Genomic DNA, 576 nt, shown 5'->3' with positions numbered 1-576 from the left:
TGGGAAGAGTTCGACGTCAACGTCGTCGGCCTGACGCTGTCGGAGAACCAGGCCGAGCACGTCCAGCAGATGTTCGACGGGCTGGACACGAACCGCTCAGCGCAGGTGCTGCTGGAGGGCTGGGAGAAGTTCGACGAGCCCGTCGACCGCATCGTCTCCATCGGCGCCTTCGAGCACTTCGGCCGCCAACGGTGGGGCCACTTCTTCAAGATGGCCTACCGGGTGCTGCCGGCCGACGGGGTCATGCTGCTGCACACCATCTCGCGTCCGACCTTCAAAGAGGCCAGGGCCCAGGGCACCCCGTTGACCCACGAGGTCGTTCACTTCACCCAGTTCATCCTGGCCGAGATCTTCCCCGGCGGATGGCTGCCGACGATCCCGTCGGTCGAAGAGCACGCCGGCGACGCCGGTTTCAAGGTGACCCGGATCCAGTCACTTCAGCTGCACTACGCCAGGACGCTGGAAATATGGGCCGCGGCGCTCGAGTCCAACAAGGACAAGGCCATCGCGATCCAGTCGGAGAAGGTCTACGACCGGTACATGAAGTACCTCACCGGCTGCGCCAAGTTGTTCCGC

At 64.2% G+C, this 576-nt stretch carries 1 protein-coding gene; it reads left to right on the top strand.

Features of this window, described 5'->3' with window-relative positions; translation table 11 throughout:
• The coding region (locus A5706_RS18930) for a class I SAM-dependent methyltransferase (protein ID WP_068133641.1) at positions 1-576 on the top strand (576 nt) is incomplete at both ends.

It is taken from the genome of Mycobacterium sp. E796 (assembly GCF_001672815.1).
GTDB lineage: Bacteria > Actinomycetota > Actinomycetes > Mycobacteriales > Mycobacteriaceae > Mycobacterium.
This window is presented reverse-complemented; position numbering and strand designations above follow the sequence as displayed.